A 15,482-nucleotide genomic window follows, 5' to 3' on the forward strand; every position below is an offset into this window, starting at 1 on the left:
CGCACCTTTTTTTAAAGAGAATATCTTACACTTTTCTATAAAAGAATAATTCATCAAAATCAAAGCCTAATTCTTTGTAGTTAATAATCTGTTCTGTATTACCAACAAAAAGGCATCCATCCTTTACTAAAGACTTATTAAACTTCCTATAAATCTCATCCTTAGCCTCTTCTGTAAAGTAAATCATAACATTTCTACATACAATTAAATGGCAATTAGTTGGATAACTATCCTTTAGTAAATTTGCCTTTTTAAATTCCACGCATTTTTTGATTTCATCAGAAATCTTATAATACTTATCTCCCATTTTCTCAAAGTACTTGTCTTTATATTCCTTTGGAAGACCTGCTAGGGAATTTGCGCCATAAACACCGTCCTGTGCTTTTTGAAGCACCTGGCTATCAATATCTGTGGCATAAATCTTAACCCTATTAATTGGTACAAGTTTTGCCATTACCATTGCAAGAGAATAAGGCTCATCTCCTGTAGAACAAGCAGCTGACCAGATCTTAATATTCTGACCAAACTTCTTAATTAAGTCAGGCAAAATCTGAGTTTCAAGGGTTTTCCAGAGATTTGGATTTCTATAAAACTCGGAAACATTAATTGTAAGATAATTTACAAATTCATCTAGCTTTTCTTTATCTGTCTTTAGAGCTTTACTATAGGAATCATAATCTTTAAAGCTATTACGTGAAATTAAAGTATCAATACGTCTCTTCATCTGCCTTTCTTTATAGGCATTCAAATCAATTGAAGTTGTATCTAATACAAACTTTTTGAATTCTTCGTAGTCTTTAATCATGTATCCTCTTTCCTGTAACCTTTCACGGACTATCGCTTATGAAGCGAATTGTAGTTACATATTGTATTAAAACATTTCTATAGGTATTATACCATGTAGATTTTTACTAGTAAAGAAAATGCGTGATATCTTTGGAAGATTCTCCCCATATGTCGTCATTAATAGTTTTTATTGTAAAAATTTCTATCTGCATTTATAATTAGATAATTAATACTATAAATTACAAAAAGACTGAAAGGGATTTTATGAATGAAACAGATCTTTTAAAAAGGAAACTTTCTGACCTAGCAAGAAAGGCCTATACAAGCAATTCATATACATTTACTAATTTCTTAAGTTTACAAGAACTTAGTGTCTTTGCTTCAATGAAAAGTGAACTTTCCTTTATAGAGGCTAGTATATTTGGCGGAATAGATAATGCTGAGCGATGTGTAATACGTTTTGGCAACAAGGATGAATTAGGATATGAGCTTGATTTTCCTATTGATATAATTAAGATTTCTCCTTTAAGCCCTAAATTTAGCGAAAATCTAAGTCATAGAGACTACCTTGGTGCCTTAATGAACCTAGGCATTAAACGTGAGCTTCTTGGGGATATTATAGTTAAGGATAAAGATGCATATCTTTTCTGCCTTGACCATATTACTGACTTTATCCTTGAAAATGTAAATAAAATCCGCCATACCAACGTTTTTCTTACTAAACTAGATTCTGTAGAATTAACAAAAATACAAGCTAAAAAAGAAGAAATACAGCTTATTGCAGCCTCTCCTAGATTAGATGCTGTTGTTAGTAGCATAACGAAGCTTTCAAGAAGCAAGGTAAAGGATTTATTCCTGCAAAAGAAAATCTTCGTAAATGGCCTATGTAACGAGAATGTTAGCTATAATCTCAAAGCTGGAGATATATTAGTTATAAGAGGTGTTGGAAAGCTTGAATTTTTAGGACATGGAAAAGAAACTAAAAGTGGACGTATTTATGTGCATCTAAATAAGTATATCTAAGATTCTTAAAATACATAAAAAAAGCAAATAAATAAAAAGCATATTAACAAAAAAGACAAAAATTAAAAGGCATATGTATTAAACATATGCCTTTTATTTATATCACAACTTAATTCTAATTAATTTATTTCTAATTAATAATTAGTTCTCTTCGCTTTCAACTTCTTCAGATTCTGTTAAAGCCTTTACTGATAAAGAAATCTTCTTGTCAGCATCGTTAAAATCAACAACCTTAGCTTCAACTTCCTGGCCAATTGATAATACGTCTGATGGCTTATTAACATGTTCCTTAGAAATCTGTGAAACATGAAGAAGTGCATCAATACCATCTTCTAACTGAATGAAAGCACCAAAGTCTGTCATTCTAGCAACCTTACCCTTTACAACGTTGCCGATAGCGTATTTAACATCAGCACCGTTCCATGGATTCTGGTCTGGATACTTAACTGAAAGAGCAATCTTGTCACCATTAATTTCCTTAATGAATGCCTTAACTGAATCTCCAACCTTATAAACCTTCTTAGGATTCTCTGTTCTTCCCCAAGACATTTCTGAAATGTGAAGAAGACCATCAACACCACCTAAATCAATGAAAGCACCAAAGTCAGTTACGTTCTTAACTGTACCTTCAATTGTATCGCCTTCCTTAATCTTAGCTAATAATTCCTTAGAAGCTGCTTCTTTCTTAGCAACGATAAGCTGCTTAGCATCACCAATGATCTTACGATTCTTTGGATCATATTCTGTAACAACAAATGTTACTTCCTTGCCATTAAATACTGTTAAATCCTTTACAAATGTATCAGATACAAGTGAAGCTGGAATAAATACTCTAGATTCTTCAACGATAACTTCTAAACCACCCTTAATTGCCTTAGCAACGCCTGTGATTTCAGTCTTATTATTAAAGCTATCTTCTAATACCTTATTACCGTTATCTGCAACAAGCTTTCTATATGTAAGAAGAACCTGTCCTTCTCCATCATTAGTCTTTAATACCTTAACTGTTAAAGGATCACCAACCTTAACAACTTCTCTTAAATCCACACCAGGTGTAGATGTGTACTCATTACGAGTAACGATACCATCAGCCTTATAACCAATGTTAAGAATGATCTGATCTTCTTTAACATCAATAACAGTGCCTTCAACAACCTCTCCTGTATGAATTTCCTTCCACTCTGAATTATCTAACATCTCTGCAAAACTCTGTTCTGACATTAGTATAAACCTCCTCAATGATATTCTGTGGGGTCGATGCCCCTGCTGTAATACCTATGTAGTCTGACGAACTAAGCTTACTAAGCTCAAGATCATTAATTGTCTGAATATAAAATGTATTAGGACATTCCTTCAAACAAATCTCATACAGTTTACGTGTATTGGAACTGCTGCTGTCTCCGATGACAATCATCGAATCAACTTGACTAGCGATTTGTCTAGCCTCGGTCTGACGTTCCTCAGTAGCATTACAAATCGTATTACGAATAGAAATATTGTAACCTTTTTTACTTAAAATTTCAACTAAATCTTGAAATTTCTTATAATTAAAAGTCGTTTGTGATACTATAACCACATTTCTATTAGTATCCAATTTAATTTCTTCCGCTTTTTCCTTAGTGTCCACAATATATACGTCGCTTGTAGCCCATCCTTTTATTCCCATAACCTCAGGATGATTCTCGTTTCCAATAATTATTATTTGGGAACCTTTCTTACTTTCCTCTTCCACAATTTTATGAATTTTAAGTACAAAAGGACATGTAGCATCTACAATTTTAGCTCCAGTTTTTTCAAGTTCTTCCTGTGTCTTTTTAGATATACCATGGGATCTTGTAATTATGGTTGCACTAGCTGCATCTTCTACCTCACAGCTGTCTTTAATAACCTTAACTCCATGGTCCTCAATATCCTTAACTACACATTCATTGTGAATTATTGGACCATAAGTATAGACGTTTTTTTCTCCAAAACGACTATAAACTAAATCTACTGCTCTTTTTACGCCAAAGCAAAACCCTGCGGACTTTGCAAGAATAATCTTTGCCATAATAAATCCTCTTACATTTCTTTTTGTCTAATTAATTCTTTAATTTTTGATACAACTTCTTCAATATTTAAATCAGATGTATCTACTAAAACAGCATCTTCTGCTTGTACTAATGGGCTTATTTTTCTATGAGAATCCTCATAATCTCTATCTTCAATATCTTTTTTGATAGTATCATAATTAGCCTCTTGGCCCTTAGAAATTAATTCATCATATCTTCTTTTTGCCCTTGCATCACTTGTGGCAGTTAAAAAGACCTTAAGATATGCATCTGGTAAAACCACACTGCCTATATCTCTACCATCCATTATGCAATTGTTCTTTTTTGCAAGCTCTCTTTGTAAATCTACAAGCTTTGTTCTAACTGCGCTATATTTAGATACCTTAGAAGCCATCTTGCCAGTTTCTTCTGCTCTTAGAAGATGTGTAACATTTTCATTATTAAGAATAACTTGTTGAATACCATTGCTATATTCAATGTCAATATTTACCTTGTCTGCTGCCAGCTTAATAGCCTCTTCATCGTAAGGATCAATGTTATTTTTTGTAAAATACACAGCCATAGCTCTATACATAGCTCCTGTATCAACATAAATATAACCTAACTCCTTAGATAAAAGCTTAGCTATTGTACTTTTTCCAGCTCCTGCTGGTCCGTCTATTGCAATTGATTTCATTTAATTACTCCCCTTATTATAACTTTATTCGCTTAACATATGTGATCCACAGGCATATCCCATAGACCAAGCCATTTGTAAATTAAATCCACCAGTTAAGGCATCCACATCCATAACCTCTCCTGCAAAATAAAGGCCTAGAACCTTTTTTGATTCTAAAGTCTTAGGATTAACTTCTTTACAATTAATTCCGCCTCTAGTAATAATAGCTTCATTAAAACCACGTAAATTAGTAAGTGTTAAGTGGAAATTTTTAAGGCAATCCACAAGCATAGCTCTTTGTTCCTTACGTATTTCATTAACTTTAGTATTAGGATTAATACCTGTCATTTCAATAACGATAGGTATTATCTTTTTAGGAAGAAGCTTATCTAGTGAATTTTTAAAGGCCTTATTTTTAAGTTCGTCAAAATCTCTTAAAATTCTTTCATCTAATTGTTCCTTTGTAAGGGCTGGCTTTAAATCAATATAAAGGTCTAATTCCTTATCCTTTAATCTTTCTCCAACCTTACTACTAGCTGAAAGAATTATAGGTCCACTTACGCCAAAATGAGTAAATAACATTTCTCCAAAATCCGAATGAATCTTTTTATTATTATCAAAAATGCTTATTTCTACATTTTTTAAACTAAGTCCCATAAGTCTTGGAATAAAGTCTTCTTTAACCTGAATTGGCACAAGACCTGGTAGAAGTGTTGTAACTGTATGACCTAACTCCTTAGCCCATTTAAATCCATCACCTGTTGAGCCAGTCTGTGGATATGATATACCACCTGTTGCCACAACTACTCTTGATGTATGTATCAGTTCTATCTTGTCGTTATTAATGTGCTTTATCTTAACTCCTGAGATTCTCCTGCTATAATCTTCTTGCTTATCTCCCATACCATCGCATAAAATCTCAAGTACCTGAGTATTAAGCATTATGTTAACACCAAGATTTTTAAGCTCATGTTCTAATACACGAATAACATCAGATGAATGGTCAGATTCAGGGAAAACTCTATTTCCCCTTTCCACCTTTATTCTTAAGCCTAATTCATCAAGGAATCCAAGCATATCGTAATTAGAAAAAGTTGCAAGGGAGCTATACATAAATTTCTCATTAGAACAAATAGAATTTCTTATATCTTCCTCATCACCTGCATTAGTAACATTACATCTGCCCTTACCTGTAATAAAAAGCTTTTTTCCTAATTTTTCATTTTTTTCTACTAAAGTAACATCTAATCCATGTCTAGCTGCAGTTATGGCAGTCATCATGCCTGCTGCCCCGCCACCTATTACAATAACTTTCTCCATTTTATTTAGTCCTTATATTAATTATTTTTCTTCCTCAGCAATAAACAAATCCTTAAAGTATGGAAGTGACTCTGCCCAATCACAAAATTCATGCCATTCAGCTAACTTATGATTCTTTCTTGAATGATACATACTGCAAAGATTCTCATAACTAAATGTGCATGTTCTCATCTGATTGTAACTTTCTGGTAACATCTGAATTAATGTATACCAATAAGACTTATCCTTTGTCTCTACGAATTTAAGTCTTGTTTCTTCAAGGAAATCAATAGTCTTATTCATAAATGCTAATCCATCATCAGTTAAGTGGTCCACACTAAAGTCCTTTAATTCAAAAGGCTTTGAATGAATCTTGTGCATTGTAGAAGTAGAATTAGCTACTGTACCAACCTTATATGTATCATATTCTTTCCACCAATAAATTGGTGCTGTTATATCAACTGAAACAAAAATCTGTCTTACAAACTTTCTATGATCTGAGCCTGACTTACATAATCTTTTTGCTAAATCTAAGTCATTAGGGCCAAATTTAAATTCACCATCAACAATTTCGCTATCAGATCTAGCCCAACTATTAAGTGGGTTTCTAGCACCTCTCATAGCATTATGCATATTAAGTACTTCATATCTTTCAAACTTTATCATATTATACCTCCGATTCTTACCATCTTTACTATTTTAAACTATGGGATAGTTAAAAACAATGCCCTACTTATAAAAATAAACTTCATAAAAACACTAGTAATATTATTCATTTTGTTATAGAATAGATGTTATCGCGGTTTAACGCGGTAAAGTACAAAACAGGAGACACATTTATGGAGAGAGAAAATTTTAGGTCACGACTAGGCTTTATTTTAGTAAGTGCTGGTTGTGCAATTGGTATTGGTAATGTATGGAAATTCCCATATGTAGCCGGTCAAAATGGTGGAGGAATATTTGTTTTATTTTATCTACTTTTTTTATTTATTATGGGAATGCCTATTCTTACAATGGAATTAGCTATAGGTAGATCCACTAAGAAGAGTATTTACAAGGCTTATAAGACACTTGAGCCTAAAAAAAGTCATTGGCATATTCATGGTATTGTATGTATTCTTGGTAGTTTAATGCTTATGATGTATTACACAAGTGTTGCAGGTTGGATGTTAAATTACGCTCTTAAATTTGCCACAGGTAGTTTTGATAAAGTAAATGATGATACCGTAGCAACTATCTTTAATAATATGCTAGAAAGCCCTGCACAAAGTCTTATTTTTATGGCTATTACAGTAGCCTTTGGAATCATTGTTTGTAGTTTCGGTTTACAAAATGGTATTGAAAAAATCACTAAGTTTATGATGCTTGGTTTAATTAGCCTAATTATTCTTTTAGCAATTCATTCTCTTACATTAGATAAAGCTAGCGAAGGACTAAAATTTTATTTATTACCTAACACTAGTAACATTAAATCCGTTGGTATTGGAAATATTATAACTGCTGCCATGAATCAAAGCTTTTTTACACTTTCTATTGGTGCTGCTTCAATGGAAATATTTGGTAGTTATATGAATAAAGACCATTCACTTACAAGCGAAGCCCTAAGAATCAGTATTTTAGATACATTTGTTGCTATTATATCTGGCCTTATTATTTTCCCTGCTTGTTTTTCATATAATGTTGAAACAACTGCAGGTCCTTCTCTAATATTTATTACCCTTCCTAGGGTATTTATTAATATGCCTTATGGTAGAGTTTGGGGAACTTTATTCTTTGTATTTATGACTTTTGCTTCTTTTTCTACAGTTATAGCTGTATTTGAGAACTTAATTGCATCAGGCATGGATAACCTAGGATTTAGCCGTAAAAAATCTTCTATCATTAATTTTATTATCCTTCTTATCACATCTATTCCATGTGCTCTAGGATATAATCTTTTAAAGAATGTTCACTTAATTAAGGGTATGGACATACTTGATAGCGAAGATTTTTTAGTTAGTAATTTAATTCTTCCAATTGGTGCTTTAATAATCCTTTTATTCTGTGTTACTAAATACGGATGGGGATTTGATAAATTTAGAGAAGAAGCCAATGAAGGTACTGGTCTTAAGATACCTAACTTCTTTAAATACTATTTTAGATTTGTATTACCAATTCTTATTATAATCATCCTTATTCAAGGTCTAATTTAATAATAAAAGCCCTATTAAGATTTAATCCTAATAGGGCTTAATTATTATCTTCTTTAGTAAATCTCATCTTTGAGTCTTTAAAGCTTGATCTATTAACTATCATTTTTACCTTTTTTTCAGGCTTAGGTTCTAGGCTATCCTTTATCTCGTTAACCGACCTTTTTATTCGTTCACTACAATCTTTACAATACTTACCTGTAAATATCATACTTCCACATCTTTCACAGGTAAGCACAATATCTGAATCTGGTGTAATCTCTATTCTTTCATCCCTAAGCCACATCATTATTTGCTCATGGCTTACTCCAAAGACTTCCTTAAGCTTTTTTTCTGTAGTTCCAGGATTATCCCATAAATAGTCCTTAACTCTACGTAGTAAATCTTCTTCTAATTCACGACAATCCGGACACATAGTATATTTGCCAAAGATATCTTCAAACATATTATTACAATTACTACATACCCTTACCATATAACACCTCTTAAGCGATTATTAATGGTTTCTAATATTATAGTAACATATAAGCTGCTTAAAGAATAGATATTTAACATTAAAACTGAAGATATTTATTATATTCTACTAATGCTTCTTTAAGCTCATCTACATCCTTGTCCTTGTAATCAGAAACATAGAAAAACTCTGTCCAACTACCAACATCAATCTTCCATTCACCATCAAGCTGTCTAGCCTTCATGTGTATTGCATTAAATCTATGATCTTCCATATAATCTGACATATCTGAAATAGCTTCATCTACATTGTTAACTTCAGAAATAAATATTCTCTTACCATTACCATTTGAAAATTCAACTCTCATATATTCACCTTTTCCTTAAAAATTATATGTAAACGTTTTCATATATTACATATTAGTTGATATAATACAGTAACAATATATAAATTACAAGTGACTTTACAAAAAATTAACAAAAAGGACAAGAAATTTATTCTTGTCCCTTTTTCTTAAAACTAGATATTTACTTACTCTAGCGTAATTCTATAATTTATTTTTTCTTATAGCTATTCTTCAAATAAGCTTTCTGGTAAATATGAAAAAATATATGTAACATCAGAATTTTCTACTTCTTCTCTTGAAAATGTAATTCCCCCAGGAGTTTCACAATCAAGATAATATCCAGATAATTCATTGTAAATTACCTTATCTCCAATTTCTAAATCTGCTTTATTTGCTTCTTTAGTCCCCTCCTCTGTTTGCTCGTATAAGGTATTTTTATTTTTACTTTCATTAAGCGAATTAGTAGTTGCTTTAACAGCATATATACTCGTTAAGGATATAAAAACTGCCAGTAAAGAAACTAAGCCTAATTTTATAAATTTCTTTTCCTTCATAAAAACCTCCATATTATAACTTATAGGCTTTCACCAAACTTATAACAATTGCACTTATATACATAATAGATTAACTCATCATCCCCAAAATTTCATAAATTTACTCAATTTATCCCAGTTAGTCTTGCCTCATAATTTATATTTCCCCAAATATCCAGATATACATATAAGTCATAATACGCTGTCGCACCTGTATTTAGATTAGTTATTGAAAATTTTCTTATACAATAATCTTGTGAATTACTACCACCTCCATATCTACTTGAAGAATATAAAGTTCCTGCAAATCCATTGCAACTATTAAAATCTAGCCCAACATTTTTTATCCATGCCCATTCACCATCAGTATATGAATATGTTATCCTAATTCCAACTGTTGTAATCACTTCATCATTATTAGGATTTAAAAAAATCTGTGCATCATACTCTGTATACTGACTGTTCAAGCTTGTTACCAATAATTCGTTAGTATCTTGCTGTTCACAACTAGCCATTTCACTAGTATTTACAGTTTCTGCCTTTACATCTTTTTTTTCAAAGATAAAAAAACAAAGAGCAAACGATGTAATAATTAAAAATTTTATTATTTTTTTCTACATAAAGCCTCCATTTCGTTATACAATATGATGATATCAATCTATTATATTCTAATAGTATACCTATTGTTTTAAGAATGCAAGTATTTTTTCTAATAAATAAGAGGAGCATAAATAGCTCCCCTTATAATTTAGCTAATATAATTTTATAGATTTACACTGGATATGCCTTATTCTCACTATCCACCTTCTTAGAATCCACTTTTGATTCCTGAGCTTCTCTATACTTAAAGAATTCAGTTGCTACCTGTGGGAAGAGGGCGTAACTTAATACATCTTCATCCTGTCTTGCATATTGCTTTACAATAGGGTCATTACGATATTTATCAAGCTGTGGCTCAATTAAGTCTGCTGGTCTACAAGTAATTGGCTCCTTATCTCCAATAGCCTTCTTTTGAACCTCTTTATTAAATGGCTTAATTGTCTTACCAAATTCGCCTGCTAATACCTTTTTAGACTCCTTAGTAATCATCTTATATCTTTCGCCCTGTAGGACGTTTAGTACAGCCTGTGTACCTACAATCTGTGATGAAGGTGTAACAAGAGGTGGTTCACCATAATCCTTACGAACTCTTGGAATTTCCTCTAATACAGCCTGATACTTATCTTCTGCTCCTGCTTCTTTAAGCTGTGATACAAGGTTAGATAACATACCACCAGGTACCTGATAAAGTAGGGTCTTTATATTAACACCTAATACCTTAGTGTTCATAAGACCTGACTTAAGAGCTTCTTCTCTCATTGGCTGGAAGTAAGCAGCGATTTCAGCAAGTAACTTTTGATCAAGTCCTGTATCGTAAGGAGTTCCCTTAAAGGTTTCTACCATAACCTCAGTTGCTGGCTGGCTAGTACCCATTGAGAATGGTGAAATAGCTGTATCAATAATATCAGCTCCAGCCTCAACTGACTTAAGATATGTCATTGAAGCTACACCTGAAGTATAATGTGTATGCATTTCAATAGGTAAATTTGAACCTGCCTTTAGAGCCTTAACAAGCTTTGTAGCCTCATAAGGAACAAGCAAGCCTGCCATATCCTTTATACAAATCGAATCTGCACCCATCTCTTCAATAGCCTTGGCAGTCTTTTCCCAATACTCTAGTGTATAAGCATCACCAAGGGTATATGAAAGAGCGATTTGAGCATGTGCCTTAGGATTTTCCTTCTTAACTAGCTTAACTGCATTAACTGCTGTTTGTAAATTTCTTAAATCATTAAAGCAATCAAAAATTCTAATAATATCAATACCGTTAGCAATTGATTTTTGAACAAAATATTCAACTACATCATCTGCATAATGATTATAACCTAAAATATTCTGTCCTCTAAAAAGCATCTGTAACTTAGTATTCTTAAAGCCATCTCTTAGCTTTCTAAGTCTTTCCCATGGGTCTTCCTTTAAGAAACGTAGTGATGCATCAAATGTAGCACCACCCCAGCATTCTACTGCATGGTATCCAACCTTATCCATTTTATCTATAATTGGTAGCATCTGCTCTGTTGTCATTCTTGTAGCAATAAGTGACTGATGAGCATCTCTTAGGACTGTCTCTGTAATCTTAAGAGGCTTTTTAATTTCTTCTGCCATTTTTTATCCCTCCAATTTTAATATATGCCAAACATTGCCATAAAAGTTCCTGCTGCAACTGCTGTACCAATTACACCAGCTACATTAGGTCCCATAGCATGCATAAGTAAGAAGTTACTTGGATCTGCTTTAGCACCTTCTTTTTGTGATACTCTAGCTGCCATTGGCACTGCTGATACACCAGCTGAACCAATAAGTGGATTAACCTTGCCATGAGTAAGAAGGCACATTAACTTACCAAATAATACACCTGCTGCCGTACCAAACATAAAGGCAACAAGACCAAGACCTACAATCTTTAAAGTATCAAGGTTTAAGAATGCTTCTGCACTTGTTGTAGCACCTACTGATGTACCAAGAATTATTACAACGATATACATTAAAGCATTTGATGCTGTTTCTGTAAGCTGCTTTACAACACCTGATTCTCTAAATAAATTACCTAGCATTAACATACCAACAAGTGGTGCTGTTGTAGGTAAAATCATAACAACTACGATTGTTACAATAATTGGGAATAGAATCTTTTCAAGCTTAGATACAGGACGAAGCTGCTCCATCTTAATAGCTCTTTCCTTCTTAGTTGTAAGTACTTTCATAATTGGTGGCTGAATAATAGGTACAAGTGACATATATGAGTATGCTGCAACTGCAATTGGTCCCATATATTTTGTCTGACCTAGCTTACCTGCAAGGAAAATTGATGTAGGACCATCTGCACCACCAATAATTGAAATTGCTGCTGCCGCCTTATCTGGGAAGCCCATAAAGATTGCCAGAATGTAAGCTGCAAAAATACCAAACTGAGCTGCAGCTCCAAGTAAAAAGCTCTTAGGATTAGCAATCAAAGGTCCAAAATCTGTCATTGCACCAACTCCTAGGAAAATAAGAGATGGCAAGATGCTCCATTCATCTAACAAATAAAAGTAATGTAACAAACCGCCTACACCATTACTTGAATCTTCTATTGCAAGCATAATATCTGGATAGAGATTTACAAGTAACATACCAAATGAAATTGGTACAAGTAGGAGAGGCTCATATTCTTTCTTTATAGCCAAATACATAAAAAACAACGCTACCAAAACCATTATATAATTGCCCCATGTTAGGCCAAAAAAGGCTGTTTGGTGAACGAGGTTTCCTAGTGTGCTTATTATATAACTCATTAAAATCCCTCCGATGTCCATTTCTTTCTAAAAAAATAAATGTCTTTATTTTTCAAAAGAAATCTCTATATTCTTAGTTTAAAGATGCCAAAAGCTTTCCTGACTCAACAGAATCTCCAGCTGCTACTTCAATTGAAGCTACAACTCCATCCTGTGGTGCTTGAATTTCATTTTCCATCTTCATAGCTTCAAGTATCATAAGGACATCGCCTTTCTTTACTGAATCTCCAGTCTTTACATTAACCTTTAAAATCTTTCCTGGCATTGGAGCATTTACCTTTACTGCACCAGTTGTGCCTGTTTTTGTTGGTGTTGCTGCTTTAACTGCTTTTGTCACTGTATTTGCTTTCTTTTTACTATTATCTGCTCCGTTTATTCCCTCTTCTACAGTAACCTCATAAACATTACCATTTACTGTAATTGTATAATTCTTCATTAAACTTATCCTCCATCTTTTAATCTAAAGATTCTATCTTTTTCGTCTTATAGAACGAATTACTAATCCATTTGAGTTTTTCTCACCTTCATAAGCTGTAATAGCTGCTGTTATAACCGCTACTAGTTCAAGGTCATCTACTAACTCTTCAGATTCATTATTTTCTACAATTTCTTTATCATCTTTCTCATCCTCTACCTTCTGCTCTTGCTTTCGGTTTTGGAATTTATTAATAAACTTAAATAACGAGATGATAAAAGAAATAAAGACTAATACAACAAATACTGTTCCCATTCCAATTACTGTATTCATTGCTGCTTTATAAAGCTTTTGTGATGTTGAATATGTTGGATTAATTGCTGCTCCTGTAATGTAATATTCATCATCAATTGTAAATTCAAAATTCACTTCTTCATTTTTCTCATATGCTGCGTTAGCACTTATAACACAAAGCTTTCCAGTTTCTTTACTTGGAGTGATTTTTATAGAATCTGTATCTATTTTATTAAGCTTTCCAAGTTCATCCCTTGTGGCATTCCATGTGTTATATACCTGTACTGTGCTGTCATTAAATCCGTAATAATTTACTAGATATCGATTTCCAGTTATATCATATAGACTAATATTATTATTAGCATCTGATATTAAGCCATCTTCGCTTCTTGCATCTAGATAAGTTATAAAGTCTATTACCCATTGCTTAATACTTGTTTCATAAGTATCAATTATTGTTTGCTTAGACTGCATTTTTACTGATGCTGTATCAATTGTCTTGCTCTCCTTAAAGCCACAAGCAGTTAATCCAAAACACATTACTATCATGCAAAGAAGTGATATAACTCTTTTTAAATATTTTTTATTCATAAAAGAATCTCCATTCCATTAGATTGTTCCGTGTTTTTTGTCTCTACGAAGTTCCTGCTTTCCATAAAGCATTTCAAGAGCTGCTGATAAATACTGTCTTGTACACTCTGGTGCAATTATTGTATCTACATAACCTCTCTTTGCCATACTTAAGGTTGAGTTATTTAATTCATTAAATTCTGATACTTTTTCCTGAATTTTTCCAGTTACGTCTGATGCATTATTAATCTCGTCTTCGTAAATTATCTTTACTGCTGACTCTGCATCCATAACTCCTACTAAAACTCCATCCCAAGCATAAACTAAATCAGCTCCAAGAGATTTAGAATTCATTGCTAAATAAGCACTTCCATAAGAATCGCCAACAATTACATTGATTTTTGGTACATCTGCATTAGCAAAGGCATATGTTAACTTAGCTACTGCTCTTGCAATTCTTTTTTCTGCCTCTACAGTAGCTTCATAACCTGATACATTAGTAAGGGATACTATTGGAATTTCTAGGGCATTACAAAATGTAACAAAGTCTGCTGCCTTAGTTGCTCCATCCACTGTTAATCCCTTAGCAAATTTAGAAATTTCCTTGCCATCCTTGTCATAACAGCAAATTCTATTAGCTACAGCACCCATTGTAATGCCATCAATTCTAATAAAACCTACTACCATTTCCTTAGCAAAGTCTTTCTTAACTTCAATAAACATATTGTCATCTGAAATTTCTGTTAAAACTAAACTTGGATCATTTACGTTAGCATAGGCATTCTCACATAGTCTATTTAGATCATCTGTTGATGATACATCTACTAACTGACCCTCTTCGTAATTAGCTGGTAAAATAGAAATAAGATCTCTAATGCCACTAGCTATTGTCTCCTCATTACCAGTAAAATCAACTACACCAGATTCTGCCATAAACTTAGCAGATGATGTATCTAATTTTTCCTCGTAATTTCCTTCTAGAGCATTAGGACTATTGACGAATAACTTAGCATTTGTCTCTTCCATAAATGAAAAATCAGACATTTCTAGAACTACTGCTAAGCCACCTCCACAAGTTCCATACACAGCACTTATCATTGGTATAACACCTGAGCATTCGCTCATTTTTGAATAAATTTTACCGAATCCATAAAGTGCATCTGTTGCTTCTTGTAATCTTAAACCTGCACAATCAAGCAAACCAATTACTGGTGTTCCACTCTTTAGTGCTAAATCAAGAAGGTTAACAATTTTTCTAGCATGCATCTCCCCGATTGTACCGTTAAGTACTGATGCATCCTGACTGTAAATATAAACAGGATTTCCATTAACTGCTCCAAAACCGGTAATTACACCATCTGATGGAGCTTTCTTTTCCTGACTGTTAAAATCAGTTGCTCTAGCTGTTACTAAGCTTCCAATTTCAACAAAGCTATTATCATCAAGAATTGACTCTATTCTTGATAATGCTTTTGTAGTATCGCTCATTA

The 15,482-nt window shown here is 32.9% G+C and carries 17 protein-coding genes; 2 read left to right on the top strand and 15 right to left on the bottom strand.

Going from position 1 to position 15,482, the window contains the following annotated elements; all coding sequences use genetic code 11:
- Nucleotides 1-25: 25 nt before the first annotated feature.
- Entirely contained in the window at nucleotides 26-805 is a 780-nt protein-coding gene (locus T537_RS0102080) for a CheR family methyltransferase (protein ID WP_027438199.1), read from the bottom strand.
- Between the two features lie 245 nt (nucleotides 806-1,050).
- Between T537_RS0102080 and T537_RS0102085 the strand changes: the two genes are divergently transcribed.
- A complete protein-coding gene (locus tag T537_RS0102085; protein ID WP_031556016.1) occupies nucleotides 1,051-1,809 on the top strand; it encodes a YlmH/Sll1252 family protein in 759 nt (252 codons plus the stop codon).
- A 141-nt stretch (nucleotides 1,810-1,950) separates the two neighbouring features.
- Here T537_RS0102085 and rpsA read toward each other — a convergent pair whose 3' ends face one another.
- From rpsA to T537_RS0102110, 5 genes are read right to left on the bottom strand one after another with little or no spacing between them, the layout of a single operon-like run.
- On the bottom strand, nucleotides 1,951-3,030 hold the full coding sequence (gene rpsA, locus T537_RS0102090) for a 30S ribosomal protein S1 (protein WP_027438201.1): 1,080 nt from the start codon (nucleotides 3,028-3,030) through the stop codon (nucleotides 1,951-1,953).
- The gene (gene ispH, locus T537_RS0102095; RefSeq protein WP_027438202.1) at nucleotides 2,996-3,859 is read right to left on the bottom strand and encodes a 4-hydroxy-3-methylbut-2-enyl diphosphate reductase; all 864 of its coding nucleotides are present in this window, start codon (nucleotides 3,857-3,859) and stop codon (nucleotides 2,996-2,998) included. Before ispH ends, rpsA begins: the two co-directional genes overlap by 35 nt.
- Nucleotides 3,860-3,870: 11 nt before the next feature.
- The gene (gene cmk / locus T537_RS0102100; RefSeq protein ID WP_027438203.1) at nucleotides 3,871-4,536 is read right to left on the bottom strand and encodes a (d)CMP kinase; all 666 of its coding nucleotides are present in this window, start codon (nucleotides 4,534-4,536) and stop codon (nucleotides 3,871-3,873) included.
- Between the two features lie 24 nt (nucleotides 4,537-4,560).
- Nucleotides 4,561-5,838 carry a BaiN/RdsA family NAD(P)/FAD-dependent oxidoreductase gene (locus T537_RS0102105; protein ID WP_027438204.1) on the bottom strand — a complete coding sequence of 426 codons (1,278 nt, stop codon included), beginning with the start codon at nucleotides 5,836-5,838 and terminating at the stop codon, nucleotides 4,561-4,563.
- A gap of 21 nt (nucleotides 5,839-5,859) precedes the next feature.
- Nucleotides 5,860-6,483: a hypothetical protein gene (locus tag T537_RS0102110; RefSeq protein ID WP_027438205.1), complete on the bottom strand. Its 624-nt coding sequence runs from the start codon at nucleotides 6,481-6,483 to the stop codon at nucleotides 5,860-5,862.
- Nucleotides 6,484-6,656: 173 nt separating this feature from the next.
- On the opposite strand from T537_RS0102110, the gene T537_RS0102115 reads away from it, so the two are divergent.
- A complete protein-coding gene (locus T537_RS0102115) occupies nucleotides 6,657-8,009 on the top strand; it encodes a sodium-dependent transporter (RefSeq protein WP_031556019.1) in 1,353 nt (450 codons plus the stop codon).
- Nucleotides 8,010-8,046: 37 nt separating this feature from the next.
- On the opposite strand, the gene T537_RS0102120 is transcribed toward T537_RS0102115, so the two are convergent.
- From T537_RS0102120 to T537_RS0102160, 9 genes are all read right to left on the bottom strand, one after another.
- On the bottom strand, nucleotides 8,047-8,481 hold the full coding sequence (locus T537_RS0102120; RefSeq protein WP_051637132.1) for a hypothetical protein: 435 nt from the start codon (nucleotides 8,479-8,481) through the stop codon (nucleotides 8,047-8,049).
- Nucleotides 8,482-8,560: 79 nt separating this feature from the next.
- A complete protein-coding gene (locus T537_RS0102125) occupies nucleotides 8,561-8,827 on the bottom strand; it encodes a hypothetical protein (protein WP_027438207.1) in 267 nt (88 codons plus the stop codon).
- A 203-nt stretch (nucleotides 8,828-9,030) separates the two neighbouring features.
- Nucleotides 9,031-9,360: a hypothetical protein gene (locus T537_RS0102130; RefSeq protein ID WP_031556023.1), complete on the bottom strand. Its 330-nt coding sequence runs from the start codon at nucleotides 9,358-9,360 to the stop codon at nucleotides 9,031-9,033.
- A gap of 104 nt (nucleotides 9,361-9,464) precedes the next feature.
- Nucleotides 9,465-9,854 carry a hypothetical protein gene (locus T537_RS0102135; protein WP_031556026.1) on the bottom strand — a complete coding sequence of 130 codons (390 nt, stop codon included), beginning with the start codon at nucleotides 9,852-9,854 and terminating at the stop codon, nucleotides 9,465-9,467.
- 256 nt (nucleotides 9,855-10,110) lie between these two features.
- Nucleotides 10,111-11,544 carry an oxaloacetate decarboxylase subunit alpha gene (locus T537_RS0102140; protein WP_031556029.1) on the bottom strand — a complete coding sequence of 478 codons (1,434 nt, stop codon included), beginning with the start codon at nucleotides 11,542-11,544 and terminating at the stop codon, nucleotides 10,111-10,113.
- A gap of 17 nt (nucleotides 11,545-11,561) precedes the next feature.
- Nucleotides 11,562-12,713, bottom strand: a complete 1,152-nt coding sequence (locus T537_RS0102145) for a sodium ion-translocating decarboxylase subunit beta (RefSeq protein WP_031556031.1) — start codon at nucleotides 12,711-12,713, stop codon at nucleotides 11,562-11,564.
- Between the two features lie 73 nt (nucleotides 12,714-12,786).
- Entirely contained in the window at nucleotides 12,787-13,149 is a 363-nt protein-coding gene (locus tag T537_RS0102150) for a biotin/lipoyl-containing protein (protein ID WP_031556034.1), read from the bottom strand.
- 33 nt (nucleotides 13,150-13,182) lie between these two features.
- A complete protein-coding gene (locus T537_RS12290) occupies nucleotides 13,183-14,013 on the bottom strand; it encodes an OadG family protein (RefSeq protein ID WP_051637133.1) in 831 nt (276 codons plus the stop codon).
- Nucleotides 14,014-14,031: 18 nt separating this feature from the next.
- The gene (locus T537_RS0102160) at nucleotides 14,032-15,480 is read right to left on the bottom strand and encodes an acyl-CoA carboxylase subunit beta (RefSeq protein ID WP_027438212.1); all 1,449 of its coding nucleotides are present in this window, start codon (nucleotides 15,478-15,480) and stop codon (nucleotides 14,032-14,034) included.
- Between the last annotated feature and the right edge of the window lie 2 nt (nucleotides 15,481-15,482).

It is taken from the genome of Lachnospira multipara LB2003 (assembly GCF_000702205.1).
GTDB classification, from domain to species: domain Bacteria; phylum Bacillota; class Clostridia; order Lachnospirales; family Lachnospiraceae; genus Lachnospira; species Lachnospira multipara_A.

Bases quoted from the DNA above. Each gene is read 5' to 3' on its own strand.
- T537_RS0102080 (WP_027438199.1), bottom strand. From the start codon at position 805: ATGATTAAAGACTACGAAGAATTCAAAAAGTTTGTATTAGATACAACT.
- T537_RS0102085 (WP_031556016.1), top strand. From the start codon at position 1,051: ATGAATGAAACAGATCTTTTAAAAAGGAAACTTTCTGACCTAGCAAGA.
- rpsA (WP_027438201.1), bottom strand. From the start codon at position 3,030: ATGTCAGAACAGAGTTTTGCAGAGATGTTAGATAATTCAGAGTGGAAG.
- ispH (WP_027438202.1), bottom strand. From the start codon at position 3,859: ATGGCAAAGATTATTCTTGCAAAGTCCGCAGGGTTTTGCTTTGGCGTA.
- cmk (WP_027438203.1), bottom strand. From the start codon at position 4,536: ATGAAATCAATTGCAATAGACGGACCAGCAGGAGCTGGAAAAAGTACA.
- T537_RS0102105 (WP_027438204.1), bottom strand. From the start codon at position 5,838: ATGGAGAAAGTTATTGTAATAGGTGGCGGGGCAGCAGGCATGATGACT.
- T537_RS0102110 (WP_027438205.1), bottom strand. From the start codon at position 6,483: ATGATAAAGTTTGAAAGATATGAAGTACTTAATATGCATAATGCTATG.
- T537_RS0102115 (WP_031556019.1), top strand. From the start codon at position 6,657: ATGGAGAGAGAAAATTTTAGGTCACGACTAGGCTTTATTTTAGTAAGT.
- T537_RS0102120 (WP_051637132.1), bottom strand. From the start codon at position 8,481: ATGGTAAGGGTATGTAGTAATTGTAATAATATGTTTGAAGATATCTTT.
- T537_RS0102125 (WP_027438207.1), bottom strand. From the start codon at position 8,827: ATGAGAGTTGAATTTTCAAATGGTAATGGTAAGAGAATATTTATTTCT.
- T537_RS0102130 (WP_031556023.1), bottom strand. From the start codon at position 9,360: ATGAAGGAAAAGAAATTTATAAAATTAGGCTTAGTTTCTTTACTGGCA.
- T537_RS0102135 (WP_031556026.1), bottom strand. From the start codon at position 9,854: ATGGCTAGTTGTGAACAGCAAGATACTAACGAATTATTGGTAACAAGC.
- T537_RS0102140 (WP_031556029.1), bottom strand. From the start codon at position 11,544: ATGGCAGAAGAAATTAAAAAGCCTCTTAAGATTACAGAGACAGTCCTA.
- T537_RS0102145 (WP_031556031.1), bottom strand. From the start codon at position 12,713: ATGAGTTATATAATAAGCACACTAGGAAACCTCGTTCACCAAACAGCC.
- T537_RS0102150 (WP_031556034.1), bottom strand. From the start codon at position 13,149: ATGAAGAATTATACAATTACAGTAAATGGTAATGTTTATGAGGTTACT.
- T537_RS12290 (WP_051637133.1), bottom strand. From the start codon at position 14,013: ATGAATAAAAAATATTTAAAAAGAGTTATATCACTTCTTTGCATGATA.
- T537_RS0102160 (WP_027438212.1), bottom strand. From the start codon at position 15,480: ATGAGCGATACTACAAAAGCATTATCAAGAATAGAGTCAATTCTTGAT.